This window comes from Mesorhizobium sp. SP-1A (assembly GCF_032460275.1).
GTDB lineage: Bacteria > Pseudomonadota > Alphaproteobacteria > Rhizobiales > Rhizobiaceae > Mesorhizobium.
Window position 1 is genome coordinate 301,642 of the sequence record NZ_JAVXZD010000003.1, and the last position, 23,542, is coordinate 325,183.

The 23,542-nt window shown below is 65.0% G+C and carries 24 protein-coding genes; 11 read left to right on the forward strand and 13 right to left on the reverse strand.

What is annotated here, in order from left to right; translation table 11 throughout:
• The first annotated feature begins 182 nt into the window (after positions 1–182).
• Both QU595_RS16430 and QU595_RS16435 read left to right on the forward strand, forming a co-directional pair.
• Positions 183–695, forward strand: a complete 513-nt coding sequence (locus QU595_RS16430) for a thioesterase family protein (protein ID WP_315923807.1) — start codon at positions 183–185, stop codon at positions 693–695.
• Between the two features lie 166 nt (positions 696–861).
• Positions 862–1,068: a hypothetical protein gene (locus tag QU595_RS16435; protein WP_315923809.1), complete on the forward strand. Its 207-nt coding sequence runs from the start codon at positions 862–864 to the stop codon at positions 1,066–1,068.
• A gap of 2 nt (positions 1,069–1,070) precedes the next feature.
• Here QU595_RS16435 and QU595_RS16440 read toward each other — a convergent pair whose 3' ends face one another.
• From QU595_RS16440 to QU595_RS16450, 3 genes are all read right to left on the reverse strand, one after another.
• Complete coding sequence (locus tag QU595_RS16440) at positions 1,071–1,334, reverse strand: hypothetical protein (protein ID WP_410000511.1); 264 nt, start codon at positions 1,332–1,334, stop codon at positions 1,071–1,073.
• A gap of 139 nt (positions 1,335–1,473) precedes the next feature.
• On the reverse strand, positions 1,474–1,998 hold the full coding sequence (locus tag QU595_RS16445; protein WP_315923811.1) for a hypothetical protein: 525 nt from the start codon (positions 1,996–1,998) through the stop codon (positions 1,474–1,476).
• A 30-nt stretch (positions 1,999–2,028) separates the two neighbouring features.
• A complete protein-coding gene (locus QU595_RS16450; RefSeq protein ID WP_315923812.1) occupies positions 2,029–2,904 on the reverse strand; it encodes a dienelactone hydrolase family protein in 876 nt (291 codons plus the stop codon).
• Positions 2,905–3,046: 142 nt separating this feature from the next.
• On the opposite strand from QU595_RS16450, the gene QU595_RS16455 reads away from it, so the two are divergent.
• A complete protein-coding gene (locus QU595_RS16455; protein WP_315923814.1) occupies positions 3,047–3,478 on the forward strand; it encodes a hypothetical protein in 432 nt (143 codons plus the stop codon).
• A 19-nt stretch (positions 3,479–3,497) separates the two neighbouring features.
• Here QU595_RS16455 and QU595_RS16460 read toward each other — a convergent pair whose 3' ends face one another.
• The gene (locus tag QU595_RS16460; RefSeq protein ID WP_315923816.1) at positions 3,498–5,813 is read right to left on the reverse strand and encodes a glucose/quinate/shikimate family membrane-bound PQQ-dependent dehydrogenase; all 2,316 of its coding nucleotides are present in this window, start codon (positions 5,811–5,813) and stop codon (positions 3,498–3,500) included.
• A gap of 230 nt (positions 5,814–6,043) precedes the next feature.
• On the opposite strand from QU595_RS16460, the gene QU595_RS16465 reads away from it, so the two are divergent.
• The 4 genes from QU595_RS16465 (at position 6,044) to QU595_RS16480 (ending at position 11,615) form a co-directional block, all read left to right on the forward strand.
• Positions 6,044–6,400 carry a hypothetical protein gene (locus QU595_RS16465; RefSeq protein ID WP_315923818.1) on the forward strand — a complete coding sequence of 119 codons (357 nt, stop codon included), beginning with the start codon at positions 6,044–6,046 and terminating at the stop codon, positions 6,398–6,400.
• A gap of 144 nt (positions 6,401–6,544) precedes the next feature.
• Positions 6,545–9,181: an ATP-dependent helicase gene (locus tag QU595_RS16470; RefSeq protein ID WP_315923820.1), complete on the forward strand. Its 2,637-nt coding sequence runs from the start codon at positions 6,545–6,547 to the stop codon at positions 9,179–9,181.
• A gap of 500 nt (positions 9,182–9,681) precedes the next feature.
• The gene (locus QU595_RS16475) at positions 9,682–10,968 is read left to right on the forward strand and encodes a DUF2778 domain-containing protein (protein WP_315923822.1); all 1,287 of its coding nucleotides are present in this window, start codon (positions 9,682–9,684) and stop codon (positions 10,966–10,968) included.
• Positions 10,969–11,027: 59 nt separating this feature from the next.
• Complete coding sequence (locus tag QU595_RS16480; RefSeq protein ID WP_315923824.1) at positions 11,028–11,615, forward strand: TMEM175 family protein; 588 nt, start codon at positions 11,028–11,030, stop codon at positions 11,613–11,615.
• 7 nt (positions 11,616–11,622) lie between these two features.
• Here the strand turns inward: QU595_RS16480 and QU595_RS16485 are convergent, their stop codons facing one another.
• Both QU595_RS16485 and QU595_RS16490 read right to left on the reverse strand, forming a co-directional pair.
• Positions 11,623–11,904, reverse strand: a complete 282-nt coding sequence (locus tag QU595_RS16485) for a hypothetical protein (protein WP_315923826.1) — start codon at positions 11,902–11,904, stop codon at positions 11,623–11,625.
• Positions 11,905–11,988: 84 nt separating this feature from the next.
• The gene (locus tag QU595_RS16490) at positions 11,989–12,435 is read right to left on the reverse strand and encodes a low affinity iron permease family protein (protein ID WP_315923828.1); all 447 of its coding nucleotides are present in this window, start codon (positions 12,433–12,435) and stop codon (positions 11,989–11,991) included.
• Between the two features lie 287 nt (positions 12,436–12,722).
• Between QU595_RS16490 and QU595_RS16495 the strand changes: the two genes are divergently transcribed.
• Positions 12,723–13,904 (forward strand): hypothetical protein, encoded by a 1,182-nt coding sequence (locus QU595_RS16495; RefSeq protein ID WP_315923830.1) that lies wholly within the window; start codon positions 12,723–12,725, stop codon positions 13,902–13,904.
• A 132-nt stretch (positions 13,905–14,036) separates the two neighbouring features.
• Here QU595_RS16495 and QU595_RS16500 read toward each other — a convergent pair whose 3' ends face one another.
• The 3 genes from QU595_RS16500 to QU595_RS16510 all read right to left on the reverse strand — a co-directional run bounded on the left by QU595_RS16500 (position 14,037) and on the right by QU595_RS16510 (position 15,699).
• Entirely contained in the window at positions 14,037–14,366 is a 330-nt protein-coding gene (locus tag QU595_RS16500) for a hypothetical protein (protein WP_315923832.1), read from the reverse strand.
• Positions 14,367–14,530: 164 nt separating this feature from the next.
• Positions 14,531–15,187 (reverse strand): DapH/DapD/GlmU-related protein, encoded by a 657-nt coding sequence (locus QU595_RS16505; protein ID WP_315923834.1) that lies wholly within the window; start codon positions 15,185–15,187, stop codon positions 14,531–14,533.
• A gap of 41 nt (positions 15,188–15,228) precedes the next feature.
• Entirely contained in the window at positions 15,229–15,699 is a 471-nt protein-coding gene (locus QU595_RS16510) for a CreA family protein (protein WP_315924510.1), read from the reverse strand.
• Between the two features lie 251 nt (positions 15,700–15,950).
• Between QU595_RS16510 and QU595_RS16515 the strand changes: the two genes are divergently transcribed.
• The 3 genes from QU595_RS16515 (at position 15,951) to QU595_RS16525 (ending at position 19,450) form a co-directional block, all read left to right on the forward strand.
• Positions 15,951–16,529 (forward strand): SCO family protein, encoded by a 579-nt coding sequence (locus QU595_RS16515; RefSeq protein WP_315923836.1) that lies wholly within the window; start codon positions 15,951–15,953, stop codon positions 16,527–16,529.
• A 117-nt stretch (positions 16,530–16,646) separates the two neighbouring features.
• Positions 16,647–17,522: a 50S ribosomal protein L11 methyltransferase gene (locus tag QU595_RS16520; protein WP_315923838.1), complete on the forward strand. Its 876-nt coding sequence runs from the start codon at positions 16,647–16,649 to the stop codon at positions 17,520–17,522.
• An 83-nt stretch (positions 17,523–17,605) separates the two neighbouring features.
• Complete coding sequence (locus QU595_RS16525; protein WP_315923839.1) at positions 17,606–19,450, forward strand: aminopeptidase P family protein; 1,845 nt, start codon at positions 17,606–17,608, stop codon at positions 19,448–19,450.
• A gap of 16 nt (positions 19,451–19,466) precedes the next feature.
• On the opposite strand, the gene QU595_RS16530 is transcribed toward QU595_RS16525, so the two are convergent.
• From QU595_RS16530 to ligA, 4 genes are all read right to left on the reverse strand, one after another.
• Positions 19,467–19,763 carry an AzlD family protein gene (locus QU595_RS16530; RefSeq protein WP_315923841.1) on the reverse strand — a complete coding sequence of 99 codons (297 nt, stop codon included), beginning with the start codon at positions 19,761–19,763 and terminating at the stop codon, positions 19,467–19,469.
• Positions 19,760–20,515: an AzlC family ABC transporter permease gene (locus QU595_RS16535; protein WP_315923843.1), complete on the reverse strand. Its 756-nt coding sequence runs from the start codon at positions 20,513–20,515 to the stop codon at positions 19,760–19,762. Before QU595_RS16535 ends, QU595_RS16530 begins: the two co-directional genes overlap by 4 nt.
• Before the next feature lie 95 nt (positions 20,516–20,610).
• The gene (locus tag QU595_RS16540; protein WP_315923845.1) at positions 20,611–21,300 is read right to left on the reverse strand and encodes a TIGR02453 family protein; all 690 of its coding nucleotides are present in this window, start codon (positions 21,298–21,300) and stop codon (positions 20,611–20,613) included.
• A 1-nt stretch (position 21,301) separates the two neighbouring features.
• The gene (ligA, locus tag QU595_RS16545; protein ID WP_315923847.1) at positions 21,302–23,452 is read right to left on the reverse strand and encodes an NAD-dependent DNA ligase LigA; all 2,151 of its coding nucleotides are present in this window, start codon (positions 23,450–23,452) and stop codon (positions 21,302–21,304) included.
• Between the last annotated feature and the right edge of the window lie 90 nt (positions 23,453–23,542).

Consider the following 23,542-nt stretch of genomic DNA (forward strand, 5'->3'; position numbering starts at 1 on the left):
GATGTCTTGAGCATTTTTGCCGCCGGGCGCAATCGGCCTGCTGCAAAATGCGGCTGAAACAATTAGACAGGGCATGCGCCAATCCGAAAACCCGTACCCGCATTCGGGCGGGTGCAAATGTCAGAACCCGGACCACTAGTCTGGCTCCGAACGGTTTGTCCAGCGACCAGGAAGGAATTTCGATGAACACAACGCCCGCCTCTCCTGCGGAAATCCGCAAGGCACCCTTCATCGCGGGGCCGCTGGACATCGAGAAGGACTGGATCGATTATAACGGCCACCTCAACATGGCCTATTACAACGTGCTGTTCGACCGCGGCTCCGACAGGGCGTTCGACGCGCTGGGCATAGGCGCGGCCTACGCGAAGGAGCGCCAGCTCACCATCTACACGGCGGAAGTCCATGTCTGCTACGTCCAGGAACTGCATCTGGGCGACCGCGTGATGGTTTCCTTCCAGCTTCTCGACCACGACGAGAAGCGGATCCGGGTCTATCAGGAAATCCGCCATGCCGACGGCTGGCTTGCCGCCAGCTCCGAATCGCTGTCGCTCCATGTGGACATGACCGGACCGAAAGTGGTGGCCTTCCCTGCCGACATCCAGGCCAATCTCGAAGCGATGCGCACGGCGCATGCCGCGCTGCCCATGCCCGAGCGCGCCGGCCGCGCCATAGGCATCCGCAGGAAGCAGGGTTGAGGCCGCCGATCACACTTGTGCGTTAACCTTAACCGATCTTGAACGTGAACAAGCCTGATCGGGGCCTCTGGAGCGTTGAACGAATCGGCGGGAAGTCCGAAAACCTCCCCGTTAAGGCGACGCGGTTCCTCGAAGGTTTCGAGGAACGGGCGGTTGAGGAACGGGCATGACGATCGACATTAAGGCGGCGGCCGACAAGCTGGCTGCCGACCCGCGCATCACCGACTATGATTTCTGGCGCTCGCTGAAGAACCTCAACAACGAGATCTACCAGATCGCCAACAACAACGAGCCGATTCCCTTCGCCATGGTTCGCTGGCGGGCGATCCTCAAGCAGGCGCGCTCGAAACGCGGGCGCGCGAATTTCGGCTGAAGCTAAAGAACGAAGAAGAGCGTCGAGCACACGGCCATGACGGCCGCGCCGGCAACGAGGAAGGCGTAGGCGCGCGGCAGGTCGAACAGGATCATATGCCCGGCGATCCAGGCGAGAAAAGCCGCGCCGAGCGCAAAGAGGAACCCGTTTCGGTCGCCGACCACCAGATTGGCCGCCATCAGGCCGCCAAGGATGATGGCCCCGAAGACAATGATGACGGCAATCGCCGCCTTGTCGAAATTGTCGTCCATTCCGTCCTCTGCCATCGGCCGCCGCTCCTCGTCGCATGATCGCGTTTCGCTCAAGCCGACGCGACAGACTTAACCGACCCTGCCCGAGGGGCAAGTGCAAAGTCGCCCTATTGAGGAAGAACGGCAGGCGGTGTGGATTTCAGGAAACGCTGGATCAGGCTCGGCTTTCGGCGCGAGCCTCGTTCCAGATGGAGACCACGCCGTCGGCCAATCCGCTGATCGGATCGGTCGCCGGCAATGGCAGCGACGAGATCAGGCGCGCGGCCTCGGCCGGTTCGATGCCGCCGGGACGCACGATGTCGCCCCTCTGGCCGGGTGGATATCCGCCGGCCATCAGGAAATCGTCGGAAGCGGCAAATCGCCTGTGCCCGACACCCGCCGGTATCACGCAGACGTCGCCCTTCTGGACCCCCACCGAGATGCCGCCGTCGCCGCCGAAGCCGATGGTTGCCGTACCGGACACGCAGGACAGGACCTCGTGTCCCTGCGTGTGGAAATGCCAGAACGGATAGACCGTATAGACCCAGGTGCCGCCCCAGCTGTTGCTTTCGTAGAGCGCGCAGACGGCCCTGCCCTCGCGCGTGTCTTCGGGCAGGCGTCCCTTCCACAGGAGCAGCGGCAGGGCGCTGTTTGGAATGCCGTTCCGCGGCGGGAAGCGATGGCGTTCAGGCTCGGCCATGGTCCGGTCCAATCTTGGCCAGTTTCTTTTTCAGGCCAGTTTCTCCTTCAGAAAGGCGATGGTGCGCCCCCAGGCCAGATCGGCCGCCGCCTTGTCGTAGCGCGCCGCGGACGTATCGTTGTTGAAGGCGTGATTGGCGCCGTCATAGACGTAGACGGAGTATTCCTTGTGGTCGGCGTCGAGCGCCTTCCTGAAGGCGTCGATGCCGGCATTGATGCGCTGGTCCAGTCCCGCATAATGAAGCAGCAGCGCAGCCTTGATCTTCGGCACGTCCTCGGCCTTCGGCTGCGCGCCGTAGTAGGCGACGGATGCGGCGAGGTCCGGCGCGTTGACGGCCAGCATGTTGGCCGTGCCGCCGCCCCAGCAGAAGCCGATGGCGCCGACCTTGCCGTTGCCGTGTTCGTAGTTCTTCAGATAGGCCACCGTCGCAACCCCGTTGGCGGCGGTGCGGGCCGGGTCCAGCTTGGAGAACATGTCGCGCGCCTTGTCCTCGTCGGCCGGCGTGCCGCCCTCGGGCGACAGGAAATCCGGCGCCAGGGCCACGAAGCCCTCCAGCGCCACCCGCCGCGCCACGTCCCTGATATGCCCGTTCAACCCGCGGTTCTCGTGGATGACGATGACGGTTCCGAGCCGCCCCTGCTGGTCGGCCGGGCGAACCAGATAGGCTTTCATGTCGCCGCCGCTGCCGGGATAGGTGATGTCTTCCGCCTTGAGGCGCCTGTCGTCCTCGGCAACGATCGCGGCGCTGGCGGCATTGGCCGCGAGCAGCGGCACGATGGCGGCGGCGGCCGCGCCGGAGCCGGCCATCAGCGTCAGTTTTTCCATGAAGCCGCGCCGGTCGAGGGTGAGATGGGTATATTCGTCGTAAGCGTCGATCATCGCCTGGGTGATCAGCGGCTTCGGCATCGTTCGTCCTCCTTTTCCCGAACGAACCAAGATAGGCCTGCAACCGCTTCGAACGAATCACGAGGAAGTGAATGGCTTCCCGCCGGCTTGCCTTCCATGGTTCGGCGGACAGGCACGCCCTTCGGCGAAAGCGAGGAACGCCATGAACATCCAGGACATCGTCAACACCATATCCAACACGGCCGACATCGATCCCGTCACCACGGAGAAAGTCGTCGGCACCGTGCTGTCGGTGCTGCAGCACGAGGCCGAAGGCACCAGCGTCGACCAGCTTTTCGCCAAGATGCCCGGCGCCGCCGAACTCGCCCAGCAATACGACGTGATGGCGGCCGGCGCCTCCGGCGGCGGGCTGCTCGGTTCCCTGGAAAGCGCGCTTGGCGGCGCGCTGGGCGAGAAGGCCGGGGCTTTGCTCAACGGCATCGCGCAGCTCAAGGCATCCGGCCTCGACATGGACCAGATCCGCCGCGCCGGCGAGGCGCTCATCGAACAGGCGAAGACTGCCGCCGGACCCCAGATCACCAACCAGGTGCTGGGCCAGGTGCCCAGCCTGAAAGGGCAGCTCGGCCTGTCGTGACGGCCGCGAGCGCTCGTTCTTACTTGGGCAGCGTCCAGGCCATCACATAGTCGCCGGCCTTGGTGCCGATCGAACCGTGTCCGCCGGCCACGATCAGCACGAACTGCCGCCCGTCGGACGTCGTATAGGTCATCGGCGTCGATTGGCCGCCGGCCGGCAACCGCGCGCGCCAGAGCTGCTTGCCGGTCGTGAGATCGTAGGCGCGCAGGTAATCGTCGACCGCCGCGCCGAGGAAGACGACGCCGCCCGCGGTGATCATCGGCCCGCCGATGCCCGGCACGCCGACCCGGAACGGCAGCGGCAGCGGCGTCATGTCGTAGACGGTGCCGTTGCGATGCTTGTAGGCGATCTTGCCGGTGCGCAGGTCGACGCCTGCGACATAGCCCCAGGGCGGCGACTGGCACGGGATGCCGAGCGGCGACAGGAACGGCCCCATCACCACCGCGTAGGGCGCGCCCTCGTTGCGGTTCAGCCCCTGCTCGCTGCCCCTGCCGTTGTCCGGCGGCGGCACCTGGTCGCGCGGAATGAGCGTGGACTTGAAGGCGAGATAGGTCGGCATGCCGAACATGACCTGCCTGACCGGATCGACCGCCACGCCGCCCCAGTTGAAGGTGCCGAAATTGCCGGGATATACCAGCGTGCCTTGCAGCGAAGGCGGCGTGTAGCGGCCTTCGTAGTTCAGCTTCCTGAACTCGATGCGGCAGGCGAGCTGGTCGAACATGGTGACGCCCCACATGTCGGCGCCCGTCAGCGGCTTCGGCATGAAGGTGAGGCCGGAAACCGGCTGCGTCGGCGACGGCTTCTCGCCCTGGATCGCGCCTTTGCTCGGCGCCGGCACCTCCTTCACCGGTATGATCGGCTCGCCGGTCTGGCGGTTCAGCACGTAGATGTCGCCCTGCTTGGTCGCTCCCACCAGCGCCGGCACGACGCCCGAGGCGGTGGTGATGTCGATCAGCGACGGCTGCGCCGGCACGTCCATGTCCCACAGGTCGTGATGCACCGTCTGGCGCACCCAGCGCAGCTTGCCGGTGTTCAGGTCGAGCGCCGCGATCGAGGAGGAAAACTTCTCGACATTGGCGCTGCGGTTCATGCCGAGTTGGTCGGGCGTCTGGTTGCCGAGCGGGATATAGACAAGGCCGAGCTTCTCGTCGGCGCTGGCGGTGGACCACATATTGGGCGAGTTGGCGGTGTAGGTCTGCCCGGCCGGCAAGGGTGCCGTCTGGTCGGGATTGCCGGAATCCCAGTTCCAGACCAGCGCGCCCGTATCCGCGTCGAAGGCGCGGATGACGCCCGACGGCTCCTGCGTGGAGTAGTTGTCGTTGACCGCGCCGCCGACGATGATCTTGCCGCCGGCGATCAACGGCGCAGAGGTCGAATAATAGTAACCGGCCTTCGGATAAGGCATGTTGGCCAGCAGGTTCACGGTGCCGCCCTGGCCGAAACCGGGGCAGACCTGCCCGTTGGCAGCATCAAGTGCGATGAGGCGCGCATCGGAGGTGGGCAGATAGACGCGCTCTGCGCAGGGCTGCCCCGCAGCCACCTTGGCATCGTGGTAATAGGCCACGCCGCGGCAGGTCTGGTGCTGGCGCTGGCTTTCCAGTCCGGCCTTCGGATCGAAGCGCCATTTCTCCTTGCCGGTCGCCGCCTCCACGGCGATGGCGAAATCATGCGGCGTGCACAGATAGAGCGTGTCCCCGACCTTCAGCGGCGTGACCTGATAGGTCGTCTCGATCACGTCGTTGGGACCGCGAATGTCGCCGGTGCGGTAAGTCCATGCCGGCTGCAGCGTCGCGACGTTGTCGACGGTGATCTGGTCGAGCGGCGAATAGCGCTGGCCGAACTGCGTGCGCCCGTAGAAGTGCCATTCGCCGGCAGGAAAGTCGCCGCCGAGATTTGGCGTGGCCGCCGCCTTGTCCGTCGGCAGCACGCCGGCGAGGTCGTACGAATCGGCCGACATGGAGTAACCCGCGACCGCCAGCGAGGCGAGCACGGCCAGGATCAGCGGCGCACGGCCGTCCCGGCCGGCCAGCCGGCGCCAAATCCATGGCGTGAGCAGCCACAGCGCGATCAGCACCAGCACGCCGCCGCGCGGCGCGAGCGACCACCAGTCGAAGCCGGCCTCCCATACCGCCCAGACCAGCGTGGCCAGCACGATGGCTGCGAAGACCCACAGGGCGCTCATGCTGCGCCGGTAAAGCAGCCACGCGTTCACAAGCAGGGCGATGCCCGCGATCAGATAGTACCAGCTTCCGCCGACCGCCATGAGCCAGGCGCCGCCGATGCCGAGATAGAGACCGAAGAGAACGAGAACGATACAGGTGATGGAAATGGCCACGACCAGCCCCCTCTAGGATCCGCCCCTCGCGAATTCCGTATGCGGCACATGTTCAATGCTCGCGCCGCAATTCCGTTCCTGTTTCCTTCGGCTTTTCCCTGCGGATCAGCCTCGTTGAGGACGATACCTGTCGTGTCGCCGTGGCGCCCGGCCTTGCTGTGCCGGCATTTCCGCAGCTACTATGAAGCCGTCCGACCCGGCGGCGCTGCCGCGGTTCGAAGGGCAACGACATGAGCAGCGACGACACCGGACCCACGCCGCCGACGCAAGGGCATCCCCTGCCCGCCGGCTATCGGCAGGGCGTGATTTCCGCAATCACCGTGCTGCTGGGCTTCTCGCTGCTTTTTCTGCGCTACTGGAATTTCGAGGCCGAGGGCGAGTGGACGGTGGCCTCGATCATCTCCACCATATTGCTGGCGCTGGCGATCCTGCTGCAATTCATCACGCTTTGGCGGGCTCTGCAGCCGCGCGACGACGACGAGCCGGTCTACAAGGTCACGCTGCGCTATTTTCTCGTCTCGATCATCGCGCTTCTGCTCGGCGTGCTGCTCGCCGGCCTGAGCGCCTCGCATGTGCCCTTTTTCTGACAAACGGTGTAGACAGCGATTCTCGGTTTGTACCGCACCGCACGGCATTGCGCTTGCGTCCAGGAAGCGGCATAAGCCTTTTGATATCAACATGTTGCTCGATACTCCGTGACAAATCACGCCAAATCACTACATTCGGGAACGATGTCAGCCTTTCCCGACGATATGCCATTCTTCGACGAGCCCGACGCGCGCGCGCCTGCGCCTTCCGGCATCGCCGCGCGCGCCATGGCCGCGCGCCACGGCCAGGGCGGCGCTCCGGACTATCTCAAGGGCCTCAATCCCGAGCAGCGGCTGGCGGTGGAGACCACTGAAGGACCTGTCCTGGTGCTGGCTGGCGCCGGCACCGGCAAGACCCGCGTGCTCACCACCCGCATCGCCCACATATTGGCCACGGGCCGCGCCTTCCCGTCGCAGATCCTGGCCGTGACCTTCACCAACAAGGCCGCGCGCGAGATGAAGCAGCGCATCGGCCTGCTGGTCGGCGAAGCGATCGAGGGCATGCCCTGGCTCGGCACCTTCCATTCCATCGGCGTCAAGCTGCTGCGCCGCCACGCCGAACTGGCGGGCCTGAAGAGCGGCTTCACCATCCTCGACACCGACGATGTCACGCGCCTCATCAAGCAGCTCATCCAGGCCGAGGGACTGGACGACAAGCGCTGGGCGCCGCGCACCTTCGCGCAGATGATCGACGGCTGGAAGAACAAGGGGCTCGGACCCGACGAGATCCCCGAGGGCGAGGCGCGCGCTTTCGCCAACGGCAAGGGGCGCGAACTCTACCGCGCCTACCAGGAGCGACTGACGACGCTGAACGCCTGCGACTTCGGCGATCTCTTGCTTCACCCGATCCGCATCTTCCGCAAGCATCATGATGTTCTGGCGGAATATCATAAGAAATTCAAATACATACTGGTGGACGAGTATCAGGACACCAACACCGCGCAATATATGTGGCTGCGCCTGCTGGCGCAGCGGCCGAAAACCGCGGCTCCAACCTCGCTACATACGGCCGAAGGGCGAGCGCGCGACCGCGCGCCGGGCGACGTTTCGCCCGCGCCCGCGCAGGGCCAGCCGCCGGAGGCGGCGGTGCGGCCCGTGAGCGAAAACAAACCCACACAGCAAATCAACATCTGCTGCGTCGGCGACGACGACCAGTCGATCTATGGCTGGCGTGGCGCGGAGGTGGACAACATTTTGCGGTTCGAGAAGGACTTCCCCGGCGCGACCGTGATCCGGCTGGAGCGCAACTACCGCTCGACCGCCCATATTTTGGGTGCGGCTTCCCACCTCATCTCCCACAATGAGGGCCGGCTGGGCAAAACCCTGTTCACCGAACGGCCGGACCCGGAAGACCCAAAGGTCAATGTCCATGCGGCCTGGGACTCGGACGAGGAGGCCCGCGCCGTCGGCGAGGAGATCGAGACGCTCCAGCGCCGGAAGCACAAGCTCAACGACATGGCCATCCTCGTGCGCGCGTCGTTCCAGATGCGCTCCTTCGAGGACCGTTTCATCGAGATCGGGCTGAACTATCGCGTCATCGGCGGGCCGCGCTTCTACGAACGCCAGGAAATCCGCGACGCGATGGCCTATTTCCGCGTCGTGGCGCAGGGTGCCGACGACCTCGCCTTCGAGCGCATCGTCAACGTGCCCAAGCGCGGCCTCGGCGAGGCCGCGGTCCGTCTCGTCCACGATACGGCGCGCGCCCTGCGCGTTCCCATGCTGGAGGCTGCCGGCAAGCTCGCCGAAAGCGATGAACTGAAGCCGAAGCCGCGTGCCGCGCTGCGCGAGGTCGCCGCCAATTTCACGCGCTGGCAGGGCCTGCTGGACACCACGCCGCACACCGAACTGGCCGAAATGATCCTCGAGGAGAGCGGCTATACGGACATGTGGAAGAACGACCGTTCGGCCGAAGCGCCCGGGCGGCTGGAGAACCTGAAGGAACTCCTTCGTTCCATGGAGGAATACGAATCGCTGCGCGCCTTCCTGGAACATGTCGCGCTGGTGATGGACGCCGAGCAGAACGAGGACCAGGACGCGGTTTCCATCATGACGCTGCACTCGGCCAAGGGGCTGGAGTTCGAGACCGTGTTCCTGCCCGGCTGGGAAGAGGGCCTGTTCCCGCACCAGCGCGCGCTCGACGAAGGCGGCCGCTCGGGCCTCGAAGAGGAGCGCAGGCTTGCCTATGTCGGCCTGACGCGGGCGAAGAAGAACCTGCACCTCTGGTTCGTGTCGAACCGCCGCATCCACGGCCTGTGGCAATCGACCATCCCGTCCCGCTTCCTCGATGAACTGCCGGAGGCGCATGTCGAGGTCGCGGAAGGCGGCTCAGGCTATGGCGGCTACGGCAATCCCTACGGCGGCGGCCATTCCGCCGGCCGGCAGAACCCCTATGGCGCCTCGCGGTTCGACAGCGTCGGCTCAGGGTCCTTCTCGAACACCTATGCCACGCCGGGCTGGGCCCGCGCCAAGGCCAACCGCACCGAGGCGACCGACCGCAACTGGGGCACGCGCTCGGGCCATCAGGTCGAGCGCATCGGCTATGGCGAGACCGATTCCGGCTATGGCGCCGGCCGCGGTTCGGTGAAGGGCCGCACCATTGAAGGAGAGCTGGTGGCCAAGTCGGTGGCCGACGCGCCTTCCGCGTACAAGGTGGGCGACCGGGTGTTTCACCAGAAGTTCGGCAACGGCAATATCGCCGCGGTCGACGGCAACAAGCTGACGATCGATTTCGACCGCGCCGGCCAGAAAAAGGTGCTGGACGGCTTCGTAACCGCGGTTTAACGGGCGCCGCGCACCCGCGCACATTCTGGGGAAAACGGCTAAAAAGCCCATGAATCGCGGCTCTGGCGGCCAAAGACAGCTTTTCGCCGCCTTTTTGCCCTTAAAAATCCAGATTCTCCCGCTTGGTGACCTTATCCACAGGAACGTCCGAAAGAGGTAAACCACCCGTCCGGCGTTTCCTGAGGGGGAATGCGGACGGATGTTGCCTGCAAAGGGCAGCGTCCGCCGGGGACACGCAAAGGGATTAGTTAACCATCTTTGTCCATCTTTTGAATTGATCGGCGATGAATCGCGGCGCGCTGCCATGGAGGCATGCGGGCAATGGCTGCGACTGCGAGAGGCGGTCGGGCAAGCCGGTTGAAAGAAGCTTGGTAGGTATGGCGTCTGCGCGTGAAAAAAAATCTGGTGGCAAAGCCATCGTAAAATCCGGTTCGGTTGCGGCAAGGGCGGGCAGCGTCGCCCGCTGGGTCGTCGTCCCCTGCGTAGGGGTTGGATTTGCCTTGTGGTCAGCCGCGACGGTGGCCGGCGTCTATTCGACCGCCGCGTCCATCTCCGTGGCCCCCCACCTGTCGGCTCTCAACGCGCCGGGGCGCATAATGGTTGCAGAGCCCCGTCACCCTTCGGCCGAAGAACTGCGCGCCAAGGCGCAGACGCTGGCCGCGCGCGAGCGTCAGGTGCGCTTCCAGCTCGCGTCGAACGTGGCACAGGAAGACAAGACCGCACGCGTGACGGCAAACACCTCTCCTCGCCTCGCCGCCCTTGTGCCGGGACACGACGCGGCAGCGGACAAGGCCGGGGCGACGCTGCCGCCGCCCGGCTCGCTCGAAGCACGCATCGCCGCTGCCGACCTGAATGCCAGGATGCCGGATCCCTCGCGCTTCGGCCCGAAGGCGGCCGAGCCCGAACGTTCTTCCCGGCTGGCACTGGCGCTGGCCGGCGCAGCGCGCTCCCAGACCGAATATGCTGTCCCCCTGCCCGAACCCGACACGGCCTCCCGGAGCATCCTGCTGGCCAGCCTCGAGCTTACCCTGCCGGATGATTCCGATTCTGGGCAGGCCGATTCCGGCCAGATCGACGCGGGCCAGGACGATGCCGAGGCGCCGGCCTTCGCCATGCCCGACAGCGCGCCGCTGCCCGTGTACCGCCCGCGCCTCGAGCGCCAGACCCAGCGCGAAGAACAGCCGGCGCAGCAGGAGCGCCCGCCGCGGCAGGAAGTCTTCCCCGCCGCACCCCGGCTGGCGAAGAAGCCGGCGCCCGCCCAGACGATGATGGCCTATGCGCGGCCGGACAATCCCGAGCGGGGCGGCATCGCCCAGGCATTCAAGAACCTGTTTTCCGGCCAGCCCGGTGCCAAGGCCGGCGGCGGCGTCGCCGTCTATGACATTTCGGCCGCGACGGTCTACATGCCCGACGGACAGAGGCTGGAGGCGCATTCGGGTCTCGGCCACATGGTCGACAATGTCCGCTACGTCGATCAGAAGATGCGCGGGCCGACCCCGCCGAACACCTACAATCTCACCATCCGGGAATCCCGCTTCCACGGCGTGGAGGCCATCCGCCTCACTCCGGTGGACGGCAGGAACAAATTCGGCCGCAACGGCCTGCTGGCGCACACCTACATGCTGCGTGGCGGGCGCGCGGAATCGAACGGCTGCGTGGTGTTCAAGGATTACGACCGCTTCCTGAAAGCCTTCAAGAGAGGCAAGGTCAGGCAGCTCGTCGTCGTGCCGGGCGGCGGCCGTTCGCGCATGTCGAACGCCGTCGCGGAAAACGGCCGCGGGACCTGAGAAACGATTTGGACTGATCGACATTCGCCGATCGGTCCCGGGCCTCGCGGAGGGCGCTTATGGGCAAAGGCCGGGTCGAAGCCTTCACCGACGGGGTGGTGGCGATCATCATCACCATCATGGTGCTGGAACTGAAGGTGCCGGAGGGCGAGGATTTTTCCGTCCTGCTGCCGCAATGGCCGCATTTCCTCAGCTATGTCCTGTCCTTCATCTATGTCGGCATCTACTGGAACAACCTGCACAACATGTTCCACACCGTGCAGCACGTGGACGGGCGGGTACTTTGGGCCAACATGAACCTGCTGTTCTGGCTGTCGCTGATGCCCATTACCACGGCGTTCATGGGCGAGAACCATTTTGCGGCGGTTCCGGCCGCAGTCTACGGCATCGATCTCGTATTATGCGCCGTCGCCTATTGGATTCTGGTGGCGCAACTGCACCGCCTGCATGGTCCCGAAACCAGCTTCGCCAAGGGGCTGGGCGCCGATTTCAAGGGCAGGATCTCGGTGGTCATCTATCTGGCGGCGATTGCCCTGGCCTTCGTCAACCACTGGATCGCCATCGGACTTTACGTGCTGGTGGCCGTGATCTGGTTCGTGCCGGACACGCGCTTCGAACGCCAGATAAAGAAGGAACAAAGCAGGTAGGCGCGCCTCAGCCGCGCATCGCCTTCAGCTTCTCCGCCACGGTAGCAGCCAGGTCGGCATAACGCTCCTCCAGCTTTTCGGCGGCGGTGACGATCGGAAAATCGTGGCCGACCTTCTCCAGCGCCATGCGCAGCTTCTCGACGAATTCGGCCTGCTTTTCCAGTTCCGAAAACAGGGTGCGCACCTGCGCCTCGCTGATATCGGGATTTCCCAGCATGGCCGGCACATCGCGAGCCATGCGTTCGCCGGTTTCCGCCTGCTGCCTCAGGATTTCTATCCAGTCCGTCAAATCAGAAGTCTCCGCATCCTAGGCCTGCCACCATTGCGACCGGACGCCGGCCGGTCAACCCGCCGGGAAGCCGCGGGACCTGCATCACGCCGCATGTTTGCGCGTTCTGGAGGGCTTTCCGGTGGTCTTCTCGGCCTCCTTCGCGACGACTTCTTCGGCCTTCGCGATCTTCTTTTCGGCGCGCTCCGCCGCCTGTTCGCATTTGCGCCGGATCTCCTCGAGCTCCGTTTCGGTCAGGTGCTCGATGCCGATGAAGCCGTTACGCGCCTCCGTCACGCGGATCAACTCGTCCAGCTTGGCCTGTATGGCTGCGCCGTCGCGGTTCTGCGTGTTCTGGATCAGGAACACCATCAGGAAGGTTACGATGGTCGTGCCCGTGTTGATGACCAGTTGCCATGTATCGGAATAGTGGAAGACCGGGCCGCTGGCAGCCCAGATCACGACCACCGCGACGCACAGGATGAAGACGACCGGCGCACCGGCGTACCAGGCAACGCGATTGGCGATGCGGGTGAAAAGCCTCTCAAGCATGTTTCCTCCAGAAGAATGGAGGTAACCTTGCGGGGCGCGGAGGGTTCCCTTGCCAGGCGTCTATTTTTCAGTGCAACCGAATACAATCTGAAATTGTGCAGATTATTATACTCAATTTATAAGGGATATAGGAGAGTGGACTTGCAGGCAAGAAGCCTGCTCCTTCCGCCCAGAGCGGTACCTCCGGCCCCTTCCGCTTCGCCACCCCCGCAGGCGGGAGGGGTCCCATCGGGGAGTGCAGTTTGCCGCATCGCCGCATCGCCTCCTCGGCTCCAGCGAAGCCCGGCATGCGATTGCGATACGCGCTTGCCGGCGCTTGCCTCCTGGCGCTCGGCGCTGCCGCCCCCGCGGCGGAGTTGCCGGCCAAGGGCACTGACGGCTGGAAGCTGGCCGGCAGTCTCGAACGCCACTGGACCAGCAACGTTCTCGACAGCGACTATGCGCTGCCTGACTGGTACACGCTGTTGCGCGGCTCCCTCCATCGCCGATGGGGCGACGAGGACGCCTATGCCGCTTTGCGCACCGAATTCGAGGCAAGCCGCCACGACACCGTCACGCTGGAGGACGATCGCGCGCTCGCCCTGTCCGGCGAGGTCTTCCGGCGCCTATCGAACGGCGCCGAACTGCGCGGCACCCTCGCCTACAATGCTGCCAGCACGGGCGACGACGTCCAGATCGGACCCGTGGTGCTTGGCACCCGCACGACCAAGCAGGTCGCCGGCGCCGGCCTTCAGGTCGGCTTCGATCTCGGCGACGCCACGTCGCTGATCCTGGAAGCCGCCGACAATTTCGAAATGGTCGGACGGACGCATTTCCAGAACGACCTGCTGCCGGCAAGCCGGCTCGATCCCGACCGCAATCGCCTGCAATTTTCCCTGCGGCTGACCCGCACGCGCGGCGCGCTGGCCTTTGGCGGTTCGGCCTCCGCCCTGCTGGAATCGGTGGAGCAACTCGGTTCGCCGCCCGTCGCGCTTTCGTTCCGGCAATATGGGCTGCGAGGGGAAATAGCTTTCGCCGGCAAGGACGGGTCTGCGCTCGGCCTCGCGCTCGGCGCGGAATGGCTCGGCGACCGCGACCGCCTGTACAGCCGTGTGCGCCCGGCCTGGCAGGTGACCTTCTCCAAACCCCTGATCGATACGCTGGAACTACGAGGCAGTTTCATCGGCCGCTACGAAAGCGCCGACAGCGACGATCCCCTCGCCTCATGGCTGCGCCGCGGCGAGCTGGAAATCGCCTTCAAACCGCGGCAAGAACTTCTGTTCGGCGCTGGCCTCGCCTGCCAGACGAAGGAGAACCTGCTGTTCGAAAACAAGGAGCACACCCGTTCCCTGTTTGCCGAAGCGGTCTATGAACTCGGCGCGCCTGCCTCGCTGGTGTTCAGGGTGGATTATTCGAGAACGTTCAAGACCGTGATCGATATCCGCCAGTCCACGGTCGACGCCTTTGTCGGCCTGCGCACGAAGATCTAGCGCGCGGACGGCGCCGGACCTGAGCCCGGCGCCATCCGGAAACAGCGATCAAGACAGGAGGGAGGGCAAGTCCCTCCTGCCCCGAGCCGGACGCGGCCGGCCGGGCCCAACCGTCCGGCTCTGTCGCGAGACTCAGTGCCTGCCGAGCTTGTAGCTGGCGTTGGAGCCGAGCAGGTTCACGCCCAGCCCGTTCAGCACGCCGCCCACGCCGTTGAGCACGCCGGTCTTGTTGCCGCTGAGAATGCCCGAAATGACGTTGCCGCTCAGGATGGCGTTGCCGTTGGCGATGCCGTTCAGCGCCGAGATGTTTCCAAGCCCAATCGAGGGCGAGACATTGATCAGCCCGCTGGAAATTCCCGTGCTGCCGCCGATCTTGGTGGAGCCGCAATTGCAGCCGCCGGCATAAGCACCTGCGGTGGAAAGGGAAACAATGGCAGTAGCGAGCACAAATGCATACTTCATGACTTCTCTCCTGTGTTGCCGAAGTTTCCTTCCGCCTCGTGAAAAGTACCTCCAAGGCGAGTAGGACATTCCAGGAAAGAAAACACAACCGAAGATTGCTTACATTGTCTTATACAACCCGTTTTCCGTTTCTTAACGCTAAATCTTTACCTTAAGCGAAATGGTTACCGCTCTGCGGCGGGAGATGCCTCCGCTTCCCACTTCTCGAGAAAAGCTTCGATCGGCATCGCCTGCATGTCCGGAACAGCCTGGGCGATGGTCATAGGCGGCCAGTCCCACCAGGCCAGCGCCTCGATCCGGGCGGCGATTCCGGACGCGAAACGCGGCCGCAGCACGCGCGCAGGCACGCCTGCGACAATTGCATAAGGCGGCACGTCCTTGGTCACCACGGCATTGGCGCCCACCACCGCACCGTTTCCGATGGTCACGCCCGGCAGTATGACGGCGCCGTGTCCGATCCACACGTCGTGACCGATCGTGACGGGTTTGCTCAGGCGCCGGTCGCGGAACTCGCCGTCGACGCCGAGCCAGCGGAAATATTCGTTCGGCCGGTAGCTGACCTTGTGCGTGGTCAGCCTCTCCATCGGATGCTCCAGCGCGTTGATGCGCGTGTTGGCGGCGATGGAGCAGAATTTTCCGACCGTCGCGTAGATCGCCTCGGAATGCCGCTCGAAATAGGAGAAGTCGCCCACCGTGACCTGCCGCAGGATCACGCGCTCGCCGATCGAGACATAGCGGCTGAGCCGGCAGGATTTCATCTCCGCCGTGGGATGAATGCGCGGCTCGGGGTCTCTCAATACGAGATCGTCTTGGCGGTCCATGGCGGGGCTTTACGCCGCCGCGCCGACGCCGGCAAGCGCGGCTATTTCGGCTTGCCCTTGGCCCACACCACGTTCTGCCCGTAGAGCGGCACCGTCGAGATGGCCATCTTGGCCGAACCGTCCTGCACCTGGCGCGAATGCGACAGATAGACCAGCGTGTCGTTGGTCTTGTCGTAAATGCGGTTCACCACCTGCTTCTTCCAGATCAGACTGATGCCCTGCTTGAACACTTCCTCGCCGGATTTGCCGAGGTCGATGTCGCCGATGGTGATCGGCCCGGTCTGGTTGCAGGAAATCGCCGTGTCGGACGGCTGCTCGAACCAGTTGCCCTTCTTCAGCCGGTCCACGACGCTGCGGTCGAAATAGGAGACATGGCAGGTCACGCCCTCCACCTTGGGGTCCTTGATTGCTTCCACGACGATGTCGTTGCCGATCCAGTCGACGCCCACCCGGCCGATCTCCTGCGCGACCGCCGCGCCGACGCCGAGAAGGAGAATGGCGCCGGCGGCGATGCCGGCCGTCTTTTGCGCGATGAGCCTGCGGAAAAATGTATGGCGCAAGGAACGCTCCTGCCGTTGAACTGGGACCAATCTGCATTCATGGGCCGATCACAGGTGGTGAAGCATGCGCGTTTTTGCAAGCGGCAGGTTGCGGCAACACGGCATCTTTGCGCAGCCCCTGCCCGGACGATAAGATCGCGGCATGAAGATACCGCCGCCGGGTTTGACCTGCGGCGGGACGAAATCCGGAACGGACCGATTCCATGATGCGCTCAATCCTTGTCGGCATTCTCGTCCTGATGGCGGCCGGCATCGGCTGGCTAACCTTCGACTGGTATCGCGGCCACTACAGCGGCGAGGCCTTCGGCGCGCCCTTCACGCTGGTCGACCAGAAAGGCCAGCCGATCACCCAGGAAGCCTTCCGCGGCCACCCGAGCGCGGTCTTCTTCGGCTTCACCCACTGCCCCGAGGTCTGCCCGACTACGCTGTTCGAGCTTTCCGGCTGGTTGAAGACCATCGGCGACGACGGCAAGAACATCCGCGCCTATTTCGTCTCGATCGATCCCGCGCGCGACACGCCCGACGTGATGAACACCTATGTCGGCAATTTCTCCGACCGTATCGTCGGCATCACCGGCGAGCCGGACAAGGTCTACGACATGGCCAAGGCGTTCGGCATCTACTGGAAGAAGGTGCCGACCGATGGCGGCGACTATACGATGGACCATACCGCCTCGGTGCTGCTGCTGAACGGCAAGGGCGAGTTCGCCGGCACCATCGCCTATGGCGAGAACGCCGACACCGCGCAGGCCAAGCTCAAGCGGCTGGCCGAGAAGGGCTGAGCCTCTTGCAGCCAGGCGGGCTCCGCCGGTGCATAAATGCGGGCAGGACAACCGGATGAGCGGCTTGGTGGCATCCTTTGGGATGACCGCCGCTCCGTGGCCTGCTAAGTAGCCGCCATGACCCAGACACGCCTTTATATCGTCGCCTCCAAAGCCGAGGCAGACCGGATCTTCGCCGCTCTTGAAACAGCCTTCGAGGAAGACGGCCTGCCGCTGGCCGTGCAGGAAATCGACGAGGATCGCGACATCCACGAAGTCTCGCTCTATGCCGATTCCGATTCTGGCGTCGACGCGCCCGGCGAGCGCATCGCCGGCGTTCTGGCCGATATCGGCTCGACGCACCGGGTCCAGTGCGAAATCCTGCCCGACATAGATTGGGTCGCGAAATCGCTGGAAGGGTTGCAGCCGGTCCGGGCGGGCCGCTTCTTCGTCCATGGCGCGCATGACCGCGACAAGCGCCGCGACGGCGATATCGCCATCGAGATCGAGGCCGGCATGGCCTTCGGCACGGGCCATCACGGCACCACGGCGGGCTGCCTCGAAATGCTGGAAAGCGTCGTGGCGAGCGAACAGCCGAAAAACGCGCTCGACCTCGGCACCGGCAGCGCCGTGCTGGCCATCGCGCTGGCCAAACTGGCCGCAATTCCGGTGCTTGCGACCGATATCGACCCGGTGGCGACCGAGGTGGCGGCGCAGAACGCACGCCTGAACGGCACCGCCGGGCTGGTCGAGACCGTCACCGCGACCGGATTCGACCATCCGGCCTTCGGGCGCGGCCCGTTCGACCTGATCGTCGCCAACATCCTGGCCGGCCCGCTCATGGAACTGGCTCCGGAAATGGCTCGGCACCTGAAGCCCGGCGGATCGCTGGTGCTGTCCGGCATCCTCGACCGGCAGGAGGAGGCCGTGCTTGCCGCCTATGCGGCGCAGGGCTTCCGCCATGTCCGCACACTGCATCTGGAAGGCTGGGTCACCATCCACCTGAAGCGATAGACCGCGGCGGGACCATTGCCGCCAGATTGTCAGCGCCTGCCGCGGCGGGTACGGTTTCGCCAATCCATGTGAAAGGCTGCCTTATGTTCCAGACCTTCGATTCGGCCGGCGATCCTTCCGTCGGCAAGCCGCGCGTGGCGAAGCTGCGGCACTGGCTGGCCGAAAACGATCTGGACGGCTTCATGGTGCCGCGCGCCGACGAGCATCAGGGCGAATATGTTCCCGCCCGCGCGGCACGGCTGAAATGGCTGACCGGCTTTTCCGGCTCGGCGGGCGTCGCCATAGTGCTCAAGGACCGTGCCTTCATCTTCGTGGACGGCCGCTACCAGCTTCAGGTGCGCAGCGAGGCCGACCTTTCCGTTTTCACGATCGAGAACCTGGTCGATACCCCGCCTTCGGTCTGGCTGAGGGAAAATGTCGGCAAGGGCACACGCATCGGTTTCGACCCCTGGCTTCACACCGTGGGCGAGGTGAAAGCGCTGAAAGCCGCCGCAGAGGAATCCGGCGCCGTGCTGGTGCCGGTGGAGACGAACGCCATCGACGCCATCTGGGACGACCAACCGGAACCGCCACATGCTCCGGTCGAAATCCAGCCCATCGCCTTTGCCGGCGAACTGGCCAAGGACAAGCTGGCGCGGCTCGCGGCGGCGATCGGCAAGGACGGCGCCAGCCATGCGGTGCTGACCGATCCCTCCTCCATCGCCTGGGTGCTGAACATCCGCGGCGGCGACGTGCCGCACACCCCGCTGGCGCTCGGCTTCGCCATTCTGGCCGCCGACGGCGACCACCGGCTCTTCATGGACAGCCGCAAGTTCTCTCGCGAGGTGAAGGCCTATCTGACGCAGCTCATCGGCCTCGACGAGCCCGACGCCTTCGAGCCGGCGCTCGTCGCCCTTGCAAAGGGCGGCGCGAAGATCGCGCTCGATCCGGCCCTGGCCGCCGACAGGCTGCGCATGCTGATCGAGGACAATGGCGGCACCGTCGTCGGCGCGCCCGACCCGGCCCGCATTCCTCGCGCCACCAAGAACGAAGCCGAAATAGCCGGCAGCCGCGCCGCCCATCGCCGCGACGGCGCGGCCGTGGTGAAGCTGCTCGCCTGGCTGGATCGCCGGGAACCCGGCTCTGTCGACGAGATCGCCGTGGTGACGAAGCTGGAGGAGTGCCGCCGCGCCACAGGCGAGGAAACGCAGATGCCGCTGCGCGACGTTTCCTTCGACACCATTTCCGGTGCCGGCCCCAACGGGGCCATCATGCATTACCGCGTCTCGCACGCCACCAGCCGCAAGCTGGAAGACGGCGAACTGTTCCTGCTCGATTCCGGCGCGCAATATCAGGACGGCACCACCGACGTCACCCGCACCGTGCCCATCGGCCAACCGACGCCCGAAATGCGCGAGCGCTACACGCTGGTGCTCAAGGGCCTGATCGGTATTTCAACGCTGCGCTTTCCGGCCGGCACGCGCGGCTCCGAGATCGACGCCATCGCCCGCATGGCGCTGTGGCGGCACGGGCTGGACTTCGCCCACGGCACGGGCCATGGCGTCGGCTCCTACCTGGCCGTGCACGAGGGGCCGCAACGCATCGCCCGCAGCGGCACGGAAAAGCTGCTCGAAGGCATGATGATCTCCAACGAGCCCGGCTACTACAAGGAAGGCCATTACGGCATCCGGCTGGAGAACCTGATCCTCGTGCAGCCAGCGGCGAAACTGGAAAGCGGCGACATCGCCATGCACGGCTTCGAAACGCTGACGCTGGTACCGTTCGACACGCGGCTGGTGGAGACCGGCCTGCTCACCCGCGACGAACTGCACTGGCTGGACATGTACCACGCCCGCGTGCTGGCCGAGATCGGCCCGATGCTGGACGGCGAGGTGCTGGCCTGGCTGGAAAACGCCTGTGCGCCCCTGCCGCACGAGCACAAGGGCTGATCCGGGGCGAAAAAGCCTATGCCATGAACTGGCGGGCGGCGATCAGTATGGCGGCCCCTGTCAGGAACATGGTCAGCAGCCCGGTTCGCAGCGAAACCAGCCCGGCGACGATCAGCGCCAGCCATTCCGCGGGGCCGGCGCCCAGCACGGCCGGCGCCACCAGCGTCGTCAGCACGGCCGCCGGCACGGCGTTCAAACCGGCCTCGACGCGCGGATGAATGCGCTCGAAACGCGAAATGACCAGATGCCCGCCGATGCGGGTGAGATAGGTGGCGACCGCCGCGGCGATCGTGATCCAGAACGTCGTGCTCATGGCAGATGCTCGATCTCCGTCTGGTCGGGTGAGACCCCGACGCCGCTGTGATGCGGCGGCAGGATGACGGCGAGCGCCACGCCCGCCAGCGCGCCCAGCGTGACGTGCCACGGCGAGCCGACGAACCTGTAGGCCAGGATCGAGGCGACGGCGCTGACCGCGACCACCGGCAGCCACAGCGGCCGCTTGCGGAAATCCATGACCAGGCCGAGGAAATAGATCGGCAGCAGGAAGTCGATGCCGGCCGCGCTCGTGTCGGGGATGAGCTTGCCGAAAACGGCCCCCAACGTGGTTAGGATGACCCATGGCACGTAGACGGCCAGTCCCGCCCCCATATACCAGACGAAGCCGACTTTGCGGCCGGCCTGCACCTCGCTTTCGGCAAGCGCGTATTGCGGATCGGTGAGCAGGAAGTAGCCCACGATCTGCTGCGCCATGGGCCAATGTGCGAGATGGCGTCCGACGGCGGCCGAATAGAGCACGTGGCGGAAATTCACCGCGAAGATGGACAGCACGATCAGCCACGGCGCCACATGGTGGCCGAACAGTTCGATGCCGACCATCTGGCTGGCGCCGCCGAAGACGGTGAGGCTCATGAAGAACGCTTCGAAAACGGAAAAACCGTTATCGACGGCAATGGCGCCGAACAGCATGGCAAACGGCCCGGCCGCGACCACCACCGGCACCGCCAGCCGAACGCCGCGCCAGAATTCGCCCGCTCGCGAGCCGTTGGAAATTGCGTGCACCGCCATCGTCACTCCTTCGAGTGACGTATGTAGAAAGCCAGTTGTGCTGTCACACGAATTCGCTTGAGCCAAAGATCAGCGGAAGTGATGCCTCGAGGCGTCTACTTCGCGGCGACCTTGCCTTCGATGGCCCTGCCCCAGTCCAGCAAGGGCCGTGCGCGCCAGGTGAAATCCATAAGCTCATCGACCAGTTCCGGCCGCTGGATCGCCTCTGGTTCGATGTGATGCCTTACGACGAAATGCCGGTTGCGTATCGCGGCGGCGAGGTCAGCATCCGTAATTTCTTCAAAACCGCGCGGCAGGCGTTTCAGGCACCCCTCCGTATCCAGGTCGAGGCCGTTCTTTCGCAGCGCGCCGGCCATCGCCCGAAACTTTTCCGGCTTTGTCGCTATCGCCTTGCGCATGGCCAGAAGCAGCGCCGCGTCCGGTTGCCACCACGCCACCGCCGCGAAACAGCGGTCGATACCGACATGGAAAAAGAAAACGCCCTGCTCCATCTTGGAACCGTCCGGCGACAGGATCGCGGACAGATGCTTGTTGTAGGGCCGCTTGTCCCTGGAGAAGCGAACGTCGCGATTGATCCGGAACAGGGATTTCTTGCGATCGCCCCGGAGCCCGAGCCCGGCTGCCGCGAAGCGTTCCGTCAGCGTTTCCACCAGATCGCCCAGGGGTTCGCGAAGTTCCCGCTCGAACAGGTCCCGGTTTTCCTGAAACCATTCGCGACTCTGGTGGAAATCCAGCGCCTTCAGGAAAGGAATGGCCCTCTCGCCGAATCCCGCGAATGCGCCCATTTCAGGCGCCTTTCCCCACCAGCGTGAACCATCCGTCCTCGTCGATCACCTCGATGCCGAGCTCGCTCGCTTGCTTGAGCTTGGAGCCGGCGCCCGGTCCCGCCACCACGAGGTCGGTTTTCTTCGACACCGAGCCCGCCACCTTGGCTCCCAGCTTCTCGGCCATGGCCTTGGCTTCGTCGCGCGACATCTTTTCGAGCGCGCCGGTAAAGACCACCGTCTTGCCGGCGACCGGCGAGGAAACGTCGCCGACCGGCTCCTCGTCCAGCACCGTCACCTGTTCCAGCAGCGCATCCACCACCTGCCGGTTGTGGGCCTCGCCGAAGAAGTCCACCACGGCCTCCGCCACCACGTCGCCGATGCCGTTGATGCCGTTCAGGTCCTGCCAGGCGGCGTTGCCGGCATCGCCCTTGCCCTGCGGCAGGACCGCTTCCTCGCTCGCCTTGCGGAAGGCATCGAAGGACAGGAAATGGCGAGCGAAGCGTCTGGCATTGGTTTCGCCGATATGGCGGATGCCGAGGGCATAGAGGAAGCGCGAGAATTCGATCCTGCGCCGGTCGTCGATGGCGGCGAAAAGCTTCTTCACCGAGACGGCGCCGAAGCCTTCGACATTCTCCAGCTTGGTCAGCGACGCCTGCTGGCGCGCCTTCAGCGTGAAGATATCGGCCGGGGAATGCACGTTGAGCGCCCGGTCTTCAGATTGGAAGAAGAACTCGATCTGCTTTTCGCCCAGCCCCTCGATATCGAAGGCGTTGCGGGACACGAAATGGCGCAGCCGTTCCACCGCCTGCGCGGGGCAGATCAGCCCGCCGGTGCAGCGCCGGACCGCCTCGCCCTCCTCGCGCACGGCATGGCTGCCGCAGGCGGGGCAGACATGCGGAAATTCGTAAGGCACCGCATCCGCCGGCCGTTTTTCCAGCACCACGTCGAGGATCTGTGGGATGACGTCGCCGGCCCGCTGCAGGATCACGGTATCGCCGATGCGGATGTCCCGGCCCTCGCGGATCGGCTGGCCGCTGTTGCCAATGCCCTTGATATAATCCTCGTTGTGCAGCGTGGCGTTGGTCACCACCACGCCGCCCACTGTCACAGGCTCCAGCCGTGCCACCGGCGTCATGGCGCCGGTGCGGCCGACCTGTATGTCGATGCCCTTCAGCACCGTCATCGCCTTTTCGGCCGCGAATTTGTGCGCCGTCGCCCAGCGCGGGCTGCGCGAGCGGAAGCCGAGACGTTCCTGAAGGTCGAGGCGATCGACCTTGTAGACGACGCCGTCGATGTCGTAGGGAATCTCGGCGCGCTCCGCCTCGATGCGATGGTAGTGCGCCAGGATTTCCTCGACCGAACCGCAGCGCACCATGCGCTCGTTGATCGGAAAGCCCCAGTCGCCGAAGCGCCTCACCACGTCATACTGCGTGGCGCCCAGCGGCTCGCTCACCTCGCCCCAGGCATAGGCGAAGAAGCGCAAGGGCCGCGAGCGGGTGATTTCCGGATCGAGCTGGCGAAGGCTGCCGGCGGCCGAGTTGCGGGGGTTGGCGAACACCCGGCCGGTCTCGGCCATGCGCTGGTTCAGCGCGAAGAAATCGTCGCGGCGCATATAGACCTCGCCGCGCACTTCCACGACCTCGGGCGCATCCTTGGGCAAGGTCTCGGGGATTTCCTTCACCGTGCGGATATTGGCCGTCACGTTCTCGCCCGTGGTACCGTCGCCGCGCGTCGCCGCGGTCACCAGCCGGCGGTTCTCGTAGCGCAACGACATGGACAGCCCGTCGATCTTGGGCTCGGCGGTGAACACCAGTTCGCGATCCGCCGGCCATGCCAGGAACCGCCGCACGCTGGCGACGAAGTCGCGCACGTCCTCGTCCGAAAATGTGTTGTCGAGCGACAGCATCGGCACCGCGTGCACGACCTTGCCGAACGCGCCGGTCGGCGCGGTGCCCACCTTGAGCGAAGGCGAATCCTCCCGCACGAGTTCGGGAAAGCGTGCTTCGATCTCCGCATTGCGGATGCGCAGCGCGTCATATTCGGCGTCCGAGACGGTCGGCGCATCCTCGGCGTAGTAGCGGCGGTCGTGCCCGGCGATCTCGGCGGCAAGCCGCGCGAGCTCGGCTTCGGCCTCGGCTGCGGTCAGCGTTTCGACGGGCTTGTCGGACATGGCTCGGCCTCTTGCAGAATAGCGCGCCACCATAAATCAGGATCGCCGCGCAGGGGAGCGGGGCGAGCGGAAAATCATGGCCGGACAGAA

Coding starts and splice junctions, on each gene's coding strand:
- QU595_RS16430 (WP_315923807.1), top strand. CDS start 183: ATGAACACAACGCCCGCCTCTCCTGCGGAAATCCGCAAGGCACCCTTC.
- QU595_RS16435 (WP_315923809.1), top strand. CDS start 862: ATGACGATCGACATTAAGGCGGCGGCCGACAAGCTGGCTGCCGACCCG.
- QU595_RS16440 (WP_410000511.1), bottom strand. CDS start 1,334: ATGGCAGAGGACGGAATGGACGACAATTTCGACAAGGCGGCGATTGCC.
- QU595_RS16445 (WP_315923811.1), bottom strand. CDS start 1,998: ATGGCCGAGCCTGAACGCCATCGCTTCCCGCCGCGGAACGGCATTCCA.
- QU595_RS16450 (WP_315923812.1), bottom strand. CDS start 2,904: ATGCCGAAGCCGCTGATCACCCAGGCGATGATCGACGCTTACGACGAA.
- QU595_RS16455 (WP_315923814.1), top strand. CDS start 3,047: ATGAACATCCAGGACATCGTCAACACCATATCCAACACGGCCGACATC.
- QU595_RS16465 (WP_315923818.1), top strand. CDS start 6,044: ATGAGCAGCGACGACACCGGACCCACGCCGCCGACGCAAGGGCATCCC.
- QU595_RS16470 (WP_315923820.1), top strand. CDS start 6,545: ATGTCAGCCTTTCCCGACGATATGCCATTCTTCGACGAGCCCGACGCG.
- QU595_RS16480 (WP_315923824.1), top strand. CDS start 11,028: ATGGGCAAAGGCCGGGTCGAAGCCTTCACCGACGGGGTGGTGGCGATC.
- QU595_RS16490 (WP_315923828.1), bottom strand. CDS start 12,435: ATGCTTGAGAGGCTTTTCACCCGCATCGCCAATCGCGTTGCCTGGTAC.
- QU595_RS16495 (WP_315923830.1), top strand. CDS start 12,723: ATGCGATTGCGATACGCGCTTGCCGGCGCTTGCCTCCTGGCGCTCGGC.
- QU595_RS16500 (WP_315923832.1), bottom strand. CDS start 14,366: ATGAAGTATGCATTTGTGCTCGCTACTGCCATTGTTTCCCTTTCCACC.
- QU595_RS16505 (WP_315923834.1), bottom strand. CDS start 15,187: ATGGACCGCCAAGACGATCTCGTATTGAGAGACCCCGAGCCGCGCATT.
- QU595_RS16515 (WP_315923836.1), top strand. CDS start 15,951: ATGATGCGCTCAATCCTTGTCGGCATTCTCGTCCTGATGGCGGCCGGC.
- QU595_RS16520 (WP_315923838.1), top strand. CDS start 16,647: ATGACCCAGACACGCCTTTATATCGTCGCCTCCAAAGCCGAGGCAGAC.
- QU595_RS16525 (WP_315923839.1), top strand. CDS start 17,606: ATGTTCCAGACCTTCGATTCGGCCGGCGATCCTTCCGTCGGCAAGCCG.
- QU595_RS16530 (WP_315923841.1), bottom strand. CDS start 19,763: ATGAGCACGACGTTCTGGATCACGATCGCCGCGGCGGTCGCCACCTAT.
- QU595_RS16535 (WP_315923843.1), bottom strand. CDS start 20,515: ATGGCGGTGCACGCAATTTCCAACGGCTCGCGAGCGGGCGAATTCTGG.
- QU595_RS16540 (WP_315923845.1), bottom strand. CDS start 21,300: ATGGGCGCATTCGCGGGATTCGGCGAGAGGGCCATTCCTTTCCTGAAG.
- ligA (WP_315923847.1), bottom strand. CDS start 23,452: ATGTCCGACAAGCCCGTCGAAACGCTGACCGCAGCCGAGGCCGAAGCC.